14 protein-coding genes are annotated in these 14,698 nt (G+C 60.4%); 6 read left to right on the top strand and 8 right to left on the bottom strand.

Annotation, left to right across the window (positions count from 1 at the left end; translation table 11 throughout):
- Window positions 1-30 precede the first annotated feature (30 nt).
- The 3 genes from J3P75_RS12200 to J3P75_RS12210 all read right to left on the bottom strand — a co-directional run bounded on the left by J3P75_RS12200 (window position 31) and on the right by J3P75_RS12210 (window position 3,973).
- Entirely contained in the window at window positions 31-1,158 is a 1,128-nt protein-coding gene (locus J3P75_RS12200) for a mechanosensitive ion channel family protein (protein ID WP_434710728.1), read from the bottom strand.
- Window positions 1,159-1,346: 188 nt separating this feature from the next.
- Window positions 1,347-2,324: an AraC family transcriptional regulator gene (locus J3P75_RS12205; protein ID WP_434710729.1), complete on the bottom strand. Its 978-nt coding sequence runs from the start codon at window positions 2,322-2,324 to the stop codon at window positions 1,347-1,349.
- An 83-nt stretch (window positions 2,325-2,407) separates the two neighbouring features.
- Window positions 2,408-3,973 (bottom strand): sensor domain-containing diguanylate cyclase, encoded by a 1,566-nt coding sequence (locus tag J3P75_RS12210; RefSeq protein ID WP_434711273.1) that lies wholly within the window; start codon window positions 3,971-3,973, stop codon window positions 2,408-2,410.
- Between the two features lie 271 nt (window positions 3,974-4,244).
- Between J3P75_RS12210 and J3P75_RS12215 the strand changes: the two genes are divergently transcribed.
- Window positions 4,245-4,682, top strand: a complete 438-nt coding sequence (locus J3P75_RS12215; protein WP_434710731.1) for a DNA methylase — start codon at window positions 4,245-4,247, stop codon at window positions 4,680-4,682.
- An 18-nt stretch (window positions 4,683-4,700) separates the two neighbouring features.
- On the opposite strand, the gene J3P75_RS12220 is transcribed toward J3P75_RS12215, so the two are convergent.
- The gene (locus J3P75_RS12220) at window positions 4,701-5,597 is read right to left on the bottom strand and encodes a LysR family transcriptional regulator (protein WP_434710733.1); all 897 of its coding nucleotides are present in this window, start codon (window positions 5,595-5,597) and stop codon (window positions 4,701-4,703) included.
- A 224-nt stretch (window positions 5,598-5,821) separates the two neighbouring features.
- On the opposite strand from J3P75_RS12220, the gene J3P75_RS12225 reads away from it, so the two are divergent.
- Window positions 5,822-6,448 carry a hydrolase gene (locus J3P75_RS12225; RefSeq protein WP_434710735.1) on the top strand — a complete coding sequence of 209 codons (627 nt, stop codon included), beginning with the start codon at window positions 5,822-5,824 and terminating at the stop codon, window positions 6,446-6,448.
- A gap of 91 nt (window positions 6,449-6,539) precedes the next feature.
- Here the strand turns inward: J3P75_RS12225 and J3P75_RS12230 are convergent, their stop codons facing one another.
- Complete coding sequence (locus J3P75_RS12230; protein ID WP_434710736.1) at window positions 6,540-7,982, bottom strand: amidase; 1,443 nt, start codon at window positions 7,980-7,982, stop codon at window positions 6,540-6,542.
- Window positions 7,983-8,099: 117 nt separating this feature from the next.
- Here J3P75_RS12230 and J3P75_RS12235 point away from each other — a divergent pair, with 117 nt between their 5' ends.
- Window positions 8,100-8,681 (top strand): TetR/AcrR family transcriptional regulator, encoded by a 582-nt coding sequence (locus tag J3P75_RS12235; protein WP_434710737.1) that lies wholly within the window; start codon window positions 8,100-8,102, stop codon window positions 8,679-8,681.
- A gap of 67 nt (window positions 8,682-8,748) precedes the next feature.
- On the opposite strand, the gene J3P75_RS12240 is transcribed toward J3P75_RS12235, so the two are convergent.
- The 3 genes from J3P75_RS12240 to J3P75_RS12250 all read right to left on the bottom strand — a co-directional run bounded on the left by J3P75_RS12240 (window position 8,749) and on the right by J3P75_RS12250 (window position 12,415).
- Window positions 8,749-9,780: an alpha/beta hydrolase family protein gene (locus J3P75_RS12240; RefSeq protein ID WP_434710739.1), complete on the bottom strand. Its 1,032-nt coding sequence runs from the start codon at window positions 9,778-9,780 to the stop codon at window positions 8,749-8,751.
- 54 nt (window positions 9,781-9,834) lie between these two features.
- Window positions 9,835-10,194 carry a hypothetical protein gene (locus tag J3P75_RS12245; protein WP_434710741.1) on the bottom strand — a complete coding sequence of 120 codons (360 nt, stop codon included), beginning with the start codon at window positions 10,192-10,194 and terminating at the stop codon, window positions 9,835-9,837.
- Between the two features lie 94 nt (window positions 10,195-10,288).
- Window positions 10,289-12,415, bottom strand: coding sequence for a TonB-dependent receptor family protein (locus tag J3P75_RS12250; protein WP_434710743.1), 2,127 nt, complete (start codon window positions 12,413-12,415; stop codon window positions 10,289-10,291).
- Between the two features lie 262 nt (window positions 12,416-12,677).
- Between J3P75_RS12250 and J3P75_RS12255 the strand changes: the two genes are divergently transcribed.
- From J3P75_RS12255 to J3P75_RS12265, 3 genes are read left to right on the top strand one after another with little or no spacing between them, the layout of a single operon-like run.
- Window positions 12,678-12,893 carry a hypothetical protein gene (locus tag J3P75_RS12255; protein WP_434710745.1) on the top strand — a complete coding sequence of 72 codons (216 nt, stop codon included), beginning with the start codon at window positions 12,678-12,680 and terminating at the stop codon, window positions 12,891-12,893.
- Between the two features lie 22 nt (window positions 12,894-12,915).
- Entirely contained in the window at window positions 12,916-13,305 is a 390-nt protein-coding gene (locus J3P75_RS12260; RefSeq protein ID WP_434710747.1) for a VOC family protein, read from the top strand.
- A gap of 8 nt (window positions 13,306-13,313) precedes the next feature.
- Window positions 13,314-14,690 carry a cytochrome ubiquinol oxidase subunit I gene (locus J3P75_RS12265; RefSeq protein ID WP_434710749.1) on the top strand — a complete coding sequence of 459 codons (1,377 nt, stop codon included), beginning with the start codon at window positions 13,314-13,316 and terminating at the stop codon, window positions 14,688-14,690.
- Window positions 14,691-14,698: the final 8 nt, after the last annotated feature.

Genomic DNA, 14,698 nt, shown 5'->3' on the forward strand with positions numbered 1-14,698 from the left:
GTGCTGCTGGCGGCCGGTTGTGCAAAGCGCTCAGGCATGTTCCGTACGCGAGACAGGCTGCGCTCTCGGCGGTAACGCAGCGGCCTCGGGCAATGACGCGATGTGCACCGTCCGCGACGGGAAGGCGAACGCGGCGTCAACGTCGGCAACCGCTTCCATGATCTGCAGATTGATCCGCTGCTGCACATCCATGTACACGTTGTAGCTGGCGTCGAGGACGATATACACCGTCTCGAACTCCAGTGCGCTCTCACCAAAACTGCGGAAATGGCAGCGATCGAAGCGCGCCTGTTTTTCGTGCTTGATGATCGCTTCAACGCGGCGGGTGATCTCTTTGATCTGCTCGGTCGAGCATTCATAGGTCAGACGAAATTCGAAGACGATCCGCCGTTCCTGCAGCCGTTTGTAGTTCTGGATGGTGCTGCCGATCATGTCGGCGTTGGCCATGACGATCTGTTCGCCACCCAGGCTGCGTATGCGTGTGGTTTTCAAACCGACGTGTTCGACCGTACCGGCCAGCGTGCCGACAACGATGAAATCGCCCACTTCAAAAGGCTTGTCAACGGCAATCGACAGCGAGGCGAACACGTCGCCGAGAATGTTCTGTACCGCCAGCGCCACGGCGATACCGCCGACGCCGAGACTGGCGACGAACGCGGTGATGTTGACGCCAAGGTTCGACAGCATCGCCAGCAGAATCACCGCCCACAACAGCACTTTCATGCCCCACAGGCTCAGCGTCGCCAGAGCACTGCCTTGATACGTGCCGGTGGTGCTGTGGCGCGAGAAGTAACGATGCAGCGCCAGCGCCAACGCACGGTTGACCCACAGGCCGACCTGCAACGCCGCCACCACAAACCACAGGCTGCTGACGCGACTGAGCCAGCGCTCGGGCAAGTCGAGCAAACCGATCCCGATCAGAATCGACGCCAGCAGCAACAGCGTGGTGCTGGTTGCCGACAGCACTTCGCTGGCCATGTAACTCAAGTGTCCATTACCGGCCGCGGCGCGCGCCTGCACCTTGCGGAACACGAAGCGGATGGCCGTCCGCGCGAGGAAATAGCTCAGCAACGTTGCGCACAACGCCAGAATCCAGTTTCCCAGTGAAATGCCCAATACCGCGTGATGGATGAAAAATCCTGTGAAGTCCTCAGTCATGCGAAACCCCCTATCAAAGCCTGCGACGACGCATGCGCAGCGGCCGTCGCAGCCAGGTAGACGCCAGTCGATGCGTTGTGGCGATCGAGTGGCCTGTCAGGGGTTAGTCGTTTTGAGTAGTTGGCTGTTCCATCAAATTACGCGGGCGGCGAAAGACGTGCATTTGAGTACCCGGCAAAACGCAGGTCTCAAAGCTTCGATTTCAACTGCGCCGGGCTCACCCCAAACGCGCTCTGAAAGTACTGAGAAAACCGCCCGACATTGCTGAACCCCAACCGCAGCGCCACCTCCGTGACCGACGCCGAATGCCGCTGCGCCAACGCTTCATAAGCACGCTGCAAACGCACCTGACGCTGATACGCCACAATCGACATCCCGACGAAGCGGCGAAAACCTTCCTGCAATGCGCGCTGGCTGACATGGCTCATACGCGCCAGCTCCACGCCGCTGACCGGTTGCTCCGGATGCGCCTGGATAAACTCCACTGCCAGCTTCACGTGCCTGGGCGCCACCAGCGGGGCCGGCCGCCGCAACGCCTCGGAAAAGTTATGCGGCCACGCCTCCAGCACCGCATCGATCAGCATTTCGCGCAGGCGCGAGGGCATCAAGGTGCCGCTGTTGAGCAAGGTGTCGAATTCGGTTCCCGTCGCCAGATCGATCAACGCCTTGAGGCCCTGAAAGGCTGGCGACTGCAAGTCCACGCTGGGCTGAAACACGATCTTCTGCACGATCGGTTTATCCAGCAGCGCCGATAAACGCTCGGTGAGCTGATGGCGATTGATCGACATGCCGTGATGGGCATGATCGTCGATGAAATGCATCGAACGGATGTCCGCCTTGTCGATTGCCAGACCGATATGGCTTGCGCCGATGGATTCGCTGGTGTGATTGAACAGGATCTTGCCGGCGGTCGGGATGACGAACGTGATCTCGTCCTGTGGGTCGGGAAAGGCCACGCTGAAGTCGCCGCGATAACGCATGCGGCGAAAGCTGACGCCTTCGTGTCGACCGTAGACACCGCTGATGACGATGTTCGCGGGAATCGGCGGGGTGTCGGCGTAGCGGTTGCCGAAAAAACGCGAGAATAGGGCGCCGAAGTCATCGGAGTGGAGGTTTTCGGAGCGCAGGATGATGGGCTGGCGAAGTGTGGAGTCATTCCATTGCATTTGAAATTGCGCGCCTTGAGCAAGTGATACGTGCCGCAGAGGCTAGCAAATGGCAGTGACCGGATTGTGACGAGCGATGGCGATCACGCTAGCTGCGTGGCGATGCAGTAGCGGTCTCGGCCTTGCTGCTTGGCTGCGTAGAGCATCTTGTCGGCGGCGTTGATCAGTATAGCGGCGCCAAGGTCGTGCTCGGCTGGCCTGGCCGCCGCGATTCCGGCGCTGACAGTGACATGGCCGAGAGGGTGTGCGGCGTGTTCTATGCCCAGTGCTCGAAGGGTCTCGATGATGTGCCGGGCGACCCGTTCTGCGCCTTGAAGGTCGGTGTTTGGCAGCAGCACGGCAAACTCTTCACCGCCATACCGGACGGCAAGATCCCCGGGGCGTTTCAGCGCCTGAGAGATCGCCCTTGCGACAGTGGCCAGACATTCGTCACCGGCGGCGTGCCCGTAGGTATCGTTGTAGCGTTTGAAGTAATCGACGTCGATCATGATCAATGCCAGTGACGAGTTCTGCCGCTTGGCCAAGCGAAGCTCGTCGCCCAGCGCAGTGTCCAGTCGACGCCGGTTGGCCAGGCCGGTGAGGCTGTCGGTCAAGGCCATATCGCGCATGGCCTGATGGGCAAGCCGCAACTCTTTTTCAATGGCCATGCGCTGGCGAAGCTGATTCAGGACAATCAGACCGAACACCGTAAACGCGCAGATCACCGAGGACAGCACAAATCCGGTCTTGTAGAGATCCCAGCGCCAGGGCGCGATGATCGATTCACGGGACAGCCCGGTTTCGACCACCAAGGGGTATGTGGTCAGCGCCCGATAACCATACAGGCGCTCGGTGCCGTCCACGACGGCTTTGACTTCTGCGATGCCGTCGCTGGAGACGGGCAGGTAACGGGTGAAAATTTCACTGCTCGCCAGGCTCTGGCCGATAACGGATTTGATAAACGGTCGACGTACCAGGATTGTTCCATCGCGCAGTGCCAGAACCAATGCGCCTCGGTCGTCGATTTTGAAATCACCGTAATAATCCACGAAATAGCTGACTTTGATAGTCCCAAGGAGAACCCCTGCAAAGGAACCATCAGGGTTGTTCAAGCGACGCGAGATAGGAATGATGAGATCGTCGGTGGATTTGCTTTTCACCACTTTGCCGATACGCACATTACGATCGGTGTGTGAGCGGTGATATTGGAAGTAATCGCGGTCGGCGTTGTTCGCCGGTTCAGGGATGACTTCCTTGTCGGTGACGATCCATTGCCCGTCCGGACCATAAATGAACAGGCCGTGCAATTGCGGCATCAATCTGGCTTGCTGTACCAACAATTTGTGAATGCGATTCACATTGATGTTTTGCAGTCCGTCACCTTCTACGCGCTCGCCCAGCGCAGCAGTCAGTACATCCACCTGTCGAATGGCATCCTCTGCATGCTGCGCCGTCGCCCTGGCAAGGTTGGTGACGGAATTGCGCGCCGACGTAAACGCTGAGTGGTAGTCACGCCAGGTCCGCCATCCTTCCACGCCGAGAAACGCCAGGATCACCGTCAGCATGAACGCCACGGTGAGGCGGAAGGCGGCGACAGCGCTGACAGCCTTGATCGGGGCAGCGTCTGCGGTCTCCTGCGTGTTCTGCTCAGGCCGGTTTCGACCGGATATGTGCATATTCATGGGCTGTGGGGCTCATACCTTCTTCCCGTGGCATTTGATCGGGTCTCTCAACAAGCTGACCACGCTGGCTCGCTTGAGATTCAATTTAACGGCCGAGGCCGACATCGTTGAATACATCGGGACTCGCGACAGGTTCGACGCGTGGTGTTTTTTCGAACCTTCACTTGCTTGCGCCTATCGGAATTGACAAGGCGAGGCTGAAAACCAGCTTTTACCCGGTAGCCATGCCTGGGCGAGTGTCATCATTGAGATCAGACCGGTGAGCAAAAACATCAGCGCAAGCGACTTGCAGATCGACCTTCAAGGAGCCAACGAAGCGGCACTGTTCAAATGGCTGGTTGCCAGTTTCCTGATGGGCAAAAGAATCCAGGGCGCGATTGCCGCGCAGGCGTACCAGATCATCGTCGTGCAGCATCAGAGCGATACCCCGCAAAAACTCGCACAGTGCAGCCACCGCCAGTTGGTCGGGCTTCTCGGGCAGGCTCGATATGTGCGTTACGACGAGAGCACGGCGGCGCGTTTGCTTGCATTGGCAGGCAAACTTAATACTGAATACGCCGGCAAGGTGAGCAACATCGTGGCCGCGAGTGGTGATCGCAAGGCGTTTGAAAAACGCCTCTGCGAGTTCGACGGAATCGGGCCAAAGACCGTTGAGATTTTTATGCGGGAAGCGGCGGCGGTGCTGTTCTTGGAATAGCGTTTTTTACGAACCCGTTCACACGGATACAGGCTTGGCGAAATGGGGTGACTGTCCGAACGACTCGATCAACAGTTCGGTGAGGGCATGGATCTTGCGCGCCGGATGTGGCCCCGGGGGGCGCACGACATAGGCGCCTGCCGGCGGCGGGGGGTAGTGAATCATGATCGGCACCAGTGCGCCTGACTTCACCTGTTCGTAGGTAAGACAATCCGGCAAATAGGCAATGCCCAATCCGGCAGTTGCAGCGGCGACCAACGCTGTGCCGTTGTCAGCCTTGAAGCGCCCTTGCGGACGAACCGTTACCACGTTGCCGCCGTCCATGAACTGCCAGGTTTCGGTGCCCTGCATCAGCGCCTCATGAGCGAGCAAGTCGTGTGGAGATTCCGGTTCGCCATGGGCTTTGATGTAACCGGGGCTGGCGACGAGCTTGGTGAAGATCGGGCCGATGCCGCGCGCAATCAGATTCGAGTCCGGTAGATAGCCTACGCGTATCGCACAGTCATAACCTTCACCGATCAGATCAACGAAGCGATCGCTGTAGCAAGTCTGCATCTGCAGCAACGGATGACGGCGCGCCATCTCTGCCAGCATCGGGGCGAAGTGCGTCGGACCAAAAGACAGCGGCGCGGCAATCCGCAGTCGGCCGCGCAGCGGGCCGGCCGGCAGCAGTGTTTCCTTCGCCATGTCCATTTCGGCGCAGACCTTCGCGGCATGATCGCGAAACGCAATACCCGCTTCGGTCAGCGCCGCGCCGCGAGTCGTGCGCGCGAGCAGCTGAATGCCCAGATCCGCCTCAAGTCGCGCGAGCCGGCGGCTGACGATGGATTTGGACACGCCCAGCCGAGTCGCCGCCGATGAAATTCCGCCCGCATCAGCGACTGCTACAAAGGTTTGCAGTTCTTCGATATCCAAACCAGCGTTCCCCATTCTGCAACACAGCTAGTCTCGGGATGCTACTACTGCGTTGAGTCGAGCAACAGCACAATCCTCTCTCTGGCAACACGGCCCAACCGGGTACGTAGCCGGGACATGCAGTCTTCCTCAATGCAGTGCAGGCTACGAAGGACTCGCCGCTTGTTCGAGCGAGCTATCGGGTCGGCGCTTGCGTACATGACAACTAAAAGCAGGAGCAGCAAATGGCAAGCGAGACAATCCGCAACCCTCTGACCGATCAACTGTTGTCGCCGGTGAATTCGGCGCTGATCGTCATTGATTACCAGCCGATTCAGGTGTCCTCGATACGCTCGATGCCGCGCGACGAGCTGGTTTTCAACATCACCAGCGTGGCCAAAGCGGCCGTCAACTATAACCTTCCGATCATCCATTCAACGGTCAACGTCGCGACCGGTCGCAACAAACCACCGATTCCAGAGCTGCAAGGGGTTCTCGGGCATTTGCCCACCTATGACCGTACCTCGATCAACAGCTGGGAAGACGCGGAGTTCAAGCAAGCCGTCAAGGCACTTGGCCGACCGAAGCTGATCATGACAGCGCTCTGGACCGAAGCCTGCCTGACTTTCCCGGTGCTCGATGCGATTCAGGAGGGATATGAGGTCTACATACCGATTGATGCCGTGGGCGGTACGTCGGTTGTTGCTCACGAAGCGGCGTTACGGCGCATGGAGCAGGCGGGTGCCCGGTTGATCAGCCGTGTGCAGTTGTACTGCGAGCTTCAGCGCGACTGGGCACGCGAGTCGACAGTCGCGGGGTTCATGGGGGTATTTGAAAATGCCGATGGCTACAATGCGGAAAAAGCGCTGTGAGGCTGTAATCAGTAGCGATTCAGTCCGTTGATGAAGTGAGGCCTGTGTTTGCGGGCCTCACTTTTCAGCTCTGGGTGCACGCTGCGGTTGTTCAGCCGCGCTCATTCCCTGCCCAGATCGCAGGGCGCCGCGCTCGCCAAGGGAGTGCCCGCTCCAACTGCGCAGCCAGTTGCAGCAACAGATCTTCGCGACCGTAACCGGCGCCAAACTGCATGCCGATCGGCAGACCACTGGATGGATCCTGTGCCAGCGGCATCGACATTGCCGGGCATCCGCTGACATTGAAAACAGCGGTGAACGGTGATTGGTCAAATACTCGCGCGATCCAGCCACGGCCATCGAGGGATTCCTGGCCTGCGTTATAAGTGCCGATGACGGGCGGGGCTTTCGGCAAGGTCGGGGTCAGCAGCACGTCGTAGTCGACGAACAATTGGCCGACGTGTCGCGTCACGACATTGCGCTGGTACATGGCGCCGAGCAACTCGGTTGCGCTCAGCTCCTTACCGAGTCGGTAGAGCGCGAGTGTTGCCGGCTCCAGTGTCGACTCGTCGATGCTGCGTTGTGTCGCTGCGGCAATCGCGTCGATCCAGGCGGCCGTGTTGCTGGACCAGAAGCGTGCGTTGAGTTCCACGAACGCTTCCCAGCTCAGGCCGATATGGGGGACGACTGGGATGAGATGATGACCGAGGCTTTCCAGGCTATGACAAACCTGCTTCAAGGCGGCGCTCACTTCGGGTGCTGTCGGTTGGCCGTTCGAGGCGATTTCCTGCACGGCAATGCGCAATGGGCGGGGGGCGCGGTCTAGCGAAGCGGTATATGCCTGTTTGGGCGGTGCGATATGAAACGCGTCGCCCACGGCCGGGCCGTGCAAGCCGTCGAGCAGGCTTGCGGTATCTCTTACCGAACGACTCAGCACTCCGTGCACTGCGAGCCCGGCCCAGACCTCGTCGACGTCAGGCCCCATGGGCAAACGGCCGCGACTGGGCTTCAGGCCGAACAAGCCGCACGCCGCGGCGGGCACGCGTATCGAACCGCCGCCGTCGGTTGCATGCGCCACCGGCACGATGCCAGCGGCCACTGCGGCCGCCGATCCGCCGCTGGAGCCGCCAGCGCTGCGGCTGATATCCCAAGGATTGCGGGTCGGGCCGTCGATGCGGTTTTCAGTGGTTGTGCTGGCCGCCAGTTCAGGTGTGGTGGTACGCCCCAAGGGAAGCAGGCCGCTGCTGCGAAACCGGCTCATCAATTGCGAATCGGCCGCGGCGACGCAACCGGCGGCGAGGCGGCTGCCTAGCTCATTGCGCCGCCCCTGTGCAGTGAGCCCGAGATCCTTGAGCAGCATGGGCACACCCTGAAAAGGCCCGGCTGGTGGTTGCGGTTCATCGTCCCAGGTTTCGATGATCGCGTTGATTTGCGGGTTCAGCGTTTCAATCGCGCGAAGGGCGGCGCTGCGCACTTCGAGCGCGCTGACCTGGCGCTTGGCAATCAAGGTGGCGAGGCCGACGGCGTCTTGTTCGGCGTATTCGCAAAGGTGCATGGGTGTCTCCGTTGAGAGTGAACTATACGCTTGAGTATCGAACGATACTTGTTGGTATCATGCGATACTGTGTAGTATCGATGTCAAGCAGAATTCAACTCAGAGAGTGCTCGCCCCGTGGACACCCCCCTACGCCCAGAACGCGTCGCGCAGCTACCGCCGCGTGAACGACTCATCGATGCCGCTCAGGCGCTGTTTTTTGAACAGGGCATCGCCCGGGTGACCGTCGACGCGATCGCCGCACTGGCGGGCTCGACGAAAATGACCCTGTACCGGCATTTCGAGACCAAGGATGTGCTGGTGCTGGAGTGGTTGCGCCTACTGACCGAGCAGTACAGCGCTGTGCTCGACGACCTCGCCGCACGTCTGCCGGATCGGCCGACCCGGCAATTGATGGGGTTCGCCGAATTTATCGCATTGGACCTTCAAAGAGCGGGTTACCGCGGTTGCCCGTTCACCAACAGCCTGGCGGAGCTCGCCGATCCGCAGCATCCGGCACGGCAGTTGATCGAAGCTCATAAGCGCCGGCAGTTTCAGCGAATCGCTACATTGTGCGAGCAAGCGCAACTGAATGAACCGCTCGACACGGCTCAAGAATTAACCTTGTTGCTCGAAGGGGCGCAGGTGGTGGCCCAGAACAACGGGATGGACGATGTAGCGGGGCAGTTGTTACGGATGGTGCGCAGGCGGCTTGTATAGCGGCCTGTCCGCAGCGGCAGGCCAATTCGGGCCTGCCGTTTTGCTATTCAACGTTCAGCTTTGGCAATCATCGCTTGCTTAAAAAAACGCTGATCAGCGAAGTGACCTGCTGCTGAATCACCTCTCTTGGACGGGCGTTTTCGCCATCGCTGCAAATAATCCCGTCCCCCGGCGAGTCTTCCTCCAGCAGTTCCACCGCCCCCGCTTTGCACGTTGGCAGAAAGCTGAAATGACTGGCGTCGCCGATCTCGACATATCGGCTGGTCGCTTTGGGCAAGCGTTTGGCGAGGTCAGCGGATTCCAGTTCTGTTGGTAAATCCAGCGAAGGGGCGCCAGCTGCTATCACCAGAGTCGGCACCGGCAGAGCTGCAAGACTCTCGTCGGTCATGCCGCGCGAAAGCCCCAGGTCCAGTGTCACAACGGAACTGACCCGAGGATCGCGCAGATCGCTTGCCAATGCTGTTTTCAATTGCGCAGTGCTTACGGGATTCATGGTCTGGTAAACCCTGCAACTGGACAGCTGCGGATGGGCTTTGCAATCGCCAGCGAACAGCTGTGGGTCAAAGCGTGCACCGGCGATTTCCAGCGCAGTCCAGCCACCGAGGGAATGCCCGACGACTGCGATCCGCCGCTTGGCGGTCGCACCGAATTTGTCCGGTTGCGCCATGACTGCATCAATCGCCCGGCTGACATCGACGGGTCGCTGCCACAACTGTTCTGCTGCTTGTGCGCTGCGATCATGGGTCGTGCTGCCAGGGTGGTTGATGGCCGCAACGATGTAGCCCTGATGAGCCAGCGCGCTTGCCAGCCAGATCTGATTGCTCCAGTTGCCGCGATAGCCGTGAGACAGCACCACCAAGGGATGTTCGCCCGTAGCAGGAGGCGCGTTGCGAACGGCACTGGCGCCGGTAAACACGACATCGTCGGCGATCAGCTCTGGCGCGTCGGTTGTCGGGCTCGGGTACCACACGACCAGCTCCAGTGGGCGCTGATCGTGCGGGTCGGGCAAGGTGGTGGTCTGGAAGCCGATCTGCTCGACGTCAGCCAAAGCACTGGTTGAAACGCCAATCAAAAGCAGGAGGCGCAGAGTTGTGTTCAATGTTGTTATCTTCCTTGATGAGTAGGGTGAAGCGGATCTCGTTGTCTGGACGCTTCACAATCCCCCGAAACCGCTAAACCAGGGGAACACAATGCCAGCCTTGTGTCCCTGGTATTTTGCTTGGTCTCTCAGCTGCCTGCGGCAACGCCATCCGCTGATCATCGCGGGGGCGACCAGCAAGGCTAGCATCCACGGCAGCATCGGGGATGACCCCACAAACACGGCCGTCAGCACGCCAGCAAGCGCCAGACAGACGATCGCCACGTTATAGCCGAAGTGCCGACGCTTGATCGAAGCGAAGGTGTCCCAGTCATAGATCAGCCACTCGTGGGAAAAATTGCCGCACTCGGGGCACTTGTGGGTTGGCGGAATACTGCTGGCAATATAACCACAGTCAGGGCATCGAGATTTCATCGGACGATCCATCATCGGAGGCGGGTGAAATCAAAGTCAGCTTGGCGAGACTGACTCTGAGCAACCCGCAGTACTTGCTTCCAAGGGCAATCGGTCAGAGCAAACTCCACGAAACCCCGACATACACCCCCATCCCTTCACCCGGCGTCGACCGCGCCGCATCCAGCCCCTTGTCGTCATACCCCGGCGTGACGGTGGCGGCGTAATGCTTGTTGGTCAGGTTGCGCATATCGACCCAACCTTGCCAGTCACCCTTCGGTGCGTTGTAGCCCAGCGTTGCACCGAACAGCGCGTACGGATCAGCGTAGTAGCTGTTGGCGTAATCCACGGCGGCTTTCGAAACCAGTTGGGTGTTCACGGCGGCGAAGAAGCCTTGCGGCCAGTCGTAACGCAACTCGCCCTGGTAATAGTGCATCGGCAAGCCCGGCAGACGGTTGTCACCAAAACGCGGGTCATCACGATAGTGGAAATCGCTGAAGGTGTAGGCCTGACGCAAAGTCAACCGACGGCCATCCGCCGCCGACCAGAGGGGGCTGGTGAGGCTGGCTTCGACGCCTTGATGCACGGTCGGGCTGGCGTTGAGTTCGTACGGGGTGACCGCCGTGGCGTCGGGCAGTACGGACAGCAGTTCATGTCGCACTTGCGCGTAGTACCAGGCCAGGCTCCATTCGCCGAAGGCGCTGTCGCCACGGCCACCGAGTTCGAGGGTGGTAGCGGTCTGGTTTTGCAGGGTGGTCGGGTCTTTTTGCGTGCCGGTGGCCGCGCCGTTACCAGCCGGGAAACGCACGTTGGAGCTGTAGATCAGCGACCACGGGTGCGGCGCCTCGACCGAGCGGCTGAGGTTGCCGAATACTTGAACATCCGGGGTGATCTGGTAGCGCAGGCCGATTCGCGGCGCGTAGTCCCAATCGTTGAGGCTGGTTTTACCGCCGCTGTTTGGATAAGTCACGGCACTTTCGCGGCGGGTATAGATGGCGGCGAGGCCGGTGGTCAGCCACAGGTCGTCGGCAATTTTCAGGTCGTTGCCAACATGCAGGACGGTGTCCGAACCCTGATACGTGAAGTTGCGCATGCGCGTGCCCGGCGCATAACCGGCCGTGTTGCCGCTCGGCACCCGGACGAATTCGCTGGCGCCGTCGTTGGGCAGGTGTTTGGTCACGCGCAGGCCGACATTGCTGCGGCTTTCCATGCCGAACAGGGTGTCGCGGCGCTTGTAGTCGAAGGTGCCGCTGACGTCGGTGTAGGCGACTTTCAAGCGGTTCGGGCCTTCGCGCAGATCCATCGGATAGTCGTGATAGACGAGGCCGGTCTGGATGCTCGAATCGTCGTCAATATAGAAGGTAGTCTTGTTGCCGATGAAGGTGCTGCCGGGTTGCTTGCGGCTGTCGTCCCGCGCCACGTAGGACGGGTTGGCATCCCGCGGATGGTGCTCGATGGAATGCTTGGTCACACGGCCGGCGAGGTCGTTGTCGGTTTCGCGGTAGCGGATATAGAAGCGGGTTTCCAGATTCGGGTTGAAGCGATAGCCGAAGTTGGCGATCACGCCTTTGCTTTCGCTGGCGGTGTGATCCTGATAGCCATCGGCGTTGGCATCGGTCAGCGACACGTAGTAGTCGAAGTCGCCGAGCACCTGCCCGGAACTGATCTGACGCTGCTGATAACCGTGGCTGCCGGTCGCATAGCGCACTTGCAGCTTCGGCGCGGTGTAGCCGGTGTGGCTGACGTAATCGATGGCCCCACCCAGCGCGAGCGCGCCGCGATCGAAACCGTTGGCGCCGCGCAGCACCTCGACGTGATCGACCCACAACGGTTCGAGCAACTCGTACGGCGTGCCGCCGGGGCCGGTCAGCGGCAAGCCATCGAGCATCGTGTACAGCCCCGATGCATGCGCCCCCGGCGCGCGGTTGATGCCCGAACCACGCACGGAAATCTTCACGCCTTCGTTGCCCGCCGACTGCGCATAGACGCCCGGTTGGTAGGCCAGCACATCCTGATTGCTTGCCACGCGGCCCTGCAACGGCTGGCGCATGTCGACCACATTGGTGCCCCCCGGCACTTGTTCGAGACGGGCCTCGGCTTCTTCGACGCTGGCGTCTGCACCGCTGCGCTCATCCGCCGAAATCAGCACTTGCCCCAGTTCCAGACCTTGGGTCTCGGCCAGCGCCGGGCAGGCAAGGGCCAGGCCGAGCAGGGCGGCGGGCAGGGATTTGGGCGACGGCATCGAAAAACTCCAGCGAACAGGGATGAACAGTGAACAGTGCGACGCAGGAAGCCAGCGGGGAAACACATGGCGCGCAGGCTTTTTTCCCGGTCATGGTCCACAACCGGGCGGGGAATAAGTTCGCGGATCGGCACTGCACGGTCAATAAACAAATACCGCAACGCCGTTGAGCCGTTTCAAACAGACCGTCCATCCGTCGACTGCCCTGAACCTGCGCCGGGCCGATTCTTTCTACCGGGTGAGTCTTTCAGGAGATACCCCCATGTTCGATCAACAAAAACAGGCATCACTGGCGGCTTGGCGCGAACTGGCGGCGCAAACACAGGAGGATCCGGACCCCGAACACCGCTACGACGAACTGCTCAAGGCTGCCGATGCGATGGAGGAACAAGGCCTGATCACCCCTGCAGAATGGCGGCAACTGGTGCGCGAGGCCGGCAACCTGTTTACCCATAACGAAGAACAAACCCACGGTTGAATGGCCAGCGGAGGAACATCCCATGCTCAGTTATCTGTTTATCGGCGCCAATAACGTGGAACGTTCGGCGGCCTTTTATCACGCGATCCTGACGCCGCTGGGCTATCAGCATGATCGCGAAGAACATGATTGCTTTTACCTGCCTGGCGCCGCCGACAAGTCCAATGGACCGGGCAGTGTGCACATCGCCAAGCCTTTCAACGGTGAGCCCGCGACCGCGGGTAACGGCATGATGCCGGCATTTCGTGCCGAATCACGGCAGCAGGTCGACCAGATTCACAAGGCCGGGCTGGAGCATGGCGGCAGCGATGAAGGCGCGCCGGGAACTCGCGAGGCTTACACGCCGGACTTCTATGTGGCGTACCTGCGCGATCCCGAGGGCAACAAGCTTGCGTTGTTCTTCAGCGGCTGAATGCGCGCATGGAGTCCGTTGATTCCGCCCTGATGGCGGCCCGCGCCCAGTTTGCAATCACCATCGGTTTCCACATTGTGCTGGCGGCGTTGAGCATTGGTCTGGCGAATTTTCTGATGGTGCTGGAAGCGTTGTGGTTGAAAACCGGGCGCACGGTTTACCTGGATGTTTATCGCTATTGGTTGAAAGTGTTCGCCCTCAACGTCGCGGTGGGCACGGCGTCGGGGTTGATTCTGGAATACCAGTTCGGGCTGAACTGGTCGCGGTTGGCGGTGCAGGCCGGCGACGTCATCGGTCCACTGATGTTCTATGAAGTGCTGGCGGCGTTTTTCATCGAAGCGGGCTTCCTCGGCATCATGCTGTTTGGCCTGAAGAAGGTCGGCCCGAACTTGCATTTTTTCGCCACCTGCGCAGTGGCGCTGGGCTCGCTGATCAGTGCGTTCTGGATTCTCTCCGCCAACTCCTGGATGCAAACGCCGGCAGGTTATTCGATTGCCGCGGACGGCCGGTTCATCGCCGAGGACTGGTGGACGATCATTTTCAACCCGTCGTTTCCGTATCGTCTGGCGCATATGATCCTCGCCGTGTTCATCGGCAGTGCGACGTTCATTGCTGGCGTCAGCGCCTGGCAATTGCGCAAGGCCGCGCACAATCCCCGCGCCCGCGTGCAGTTTTCCATGGCGTTGTGGCTGATTGTGCTGTTGATCCCGCTGCAGATCGTGGTCGGCGATCTGCACGGCCGGCACAGCTTGCAGGTCCAGCCGCAGAAGGTCGCCGCGATCGAAGGGTCGTGGACCCGACCACCCCCAGGCGCCGGCGAACCGTTGCGCCTGCTGGCCTGGCCGGACATGAACGAGCGACGCAACCTGTGGGAATTGTCGATTCCACGCGCGGGCTCGCTGTATTTGCATCACGACTTATACAGCAGCATCGCCGCGCTGGATGAATTCCCGCCGCAAGACATCCCGCCCGTGGCACCGGTGTTTTTTGCCTTTCGCCTGATGGTCGGGCTGGGCCTGTTGATGCTGGCGCAGGGCGTGATCAGCCTGATCCTGCGCCGCCGTCGACGTTTGTACAGTACGCGTTGGTGGCTGAACGGCTGCGTGTGGCTGGCCCCGGCGGGATTTCTGGCGATGCTCAGCGGCTGGGTGGTCACCGAGGTTGGCCGACAACCGTTCACGGTTTACGGGCTGATGCGTACGGCGGACAGCCTGTCCTCGGTCTCGCGGGCGCAAGTGCTCGGTTCGACGTGGTTGATCCTGCTGTTTTATTTGCTGATTTTCGCGATTGGCCTGTGGGTGTTGCTGCGCTTGCTGCGTGAGCCGCCGCAAGCCGATGAGCCGGGGCCGCAACCGACCCTGGCTGACGAAACCGGGCATTCATGAGGACGCGT

The sequence above is a fragment of the Pseudomonas sp. R1-1 genome (assembly GCF_051132135.1).
Classification (GTDB): domain Bacteria; phylum Pseudomonadota; class Gammaproteobacteria; order Pseudomonadales; family Pseudomonadaceae; genus Aquipseudomonas.

Excerpts from the sequence above, each read along its gene's own strand:
- J3P75_RS12255 (WP_434710745.1), top strand. The coding sequence starts at position 12,678 with ATGTTCGATCAACAAAAACAGGCATCACTGGCGGCTTGGCGCGAACTG.
- J3P75_RS12230 (WP_434710736.1), bottom strand. The coding sequence starts at position 7,982 with ATGCACCTTTGCGAATACGCCGAACAAGACGCCGTCGGCCTCGCCACC.
- J3P75_RS12250 (WP_434710743.1), bottom strand. The coding sequence starts at position 12,415 with ATGCCGTCGCCCAAATCCCTGCCCGCCGCCCTGCTCGGCCTGGCCCTT.
- J3P75_RS12260 (WP_434710747.1), top strand. The coding sequence starts at position 12,916 with ATGCTCAGTTATCTGTTTATCGGCGCCAATAACGTGGAACGTTCGGCG.
- J3P75_RS12245 (WP_434710741.1), bottom strand. The coding sequence starts at position 10,194 with ATGAAATCTCGATGCCCTGACTGTGGTTATATTGCCAGCAGTATTCCG.
- J3P75_RS12205 (WP_434710729.1), bottom strand. The coding sequence starts at position 2,324 with ATGCAATGGAATGACTCCACACTTCGCCAGCCCATCATCCTGCGCTCC.
- J3P75_RS12200 (WP_434710728.1), bottom strand. The coding sequence starts at position 1,158 with ATGACTGAGGACTTCACAGGATTTTTCATCCATCACGCGGTATTGGGC.
- J3P75_RS12265 (WP_434710749.1), top strand. The coding sequence starts at position 13,314 with ATGGAGTCCGTTGATTCCGCCCTGATGGCGGCCCGCGCCCAGTTTGCA.
- J3P75_RS12225 (WP_434710735.1), top strand. The coding sequence starts at position 5,822 with ATGGCAAGCGAGACAATCCGCAACCCTCTGACCGATCAACTGTTGTCG.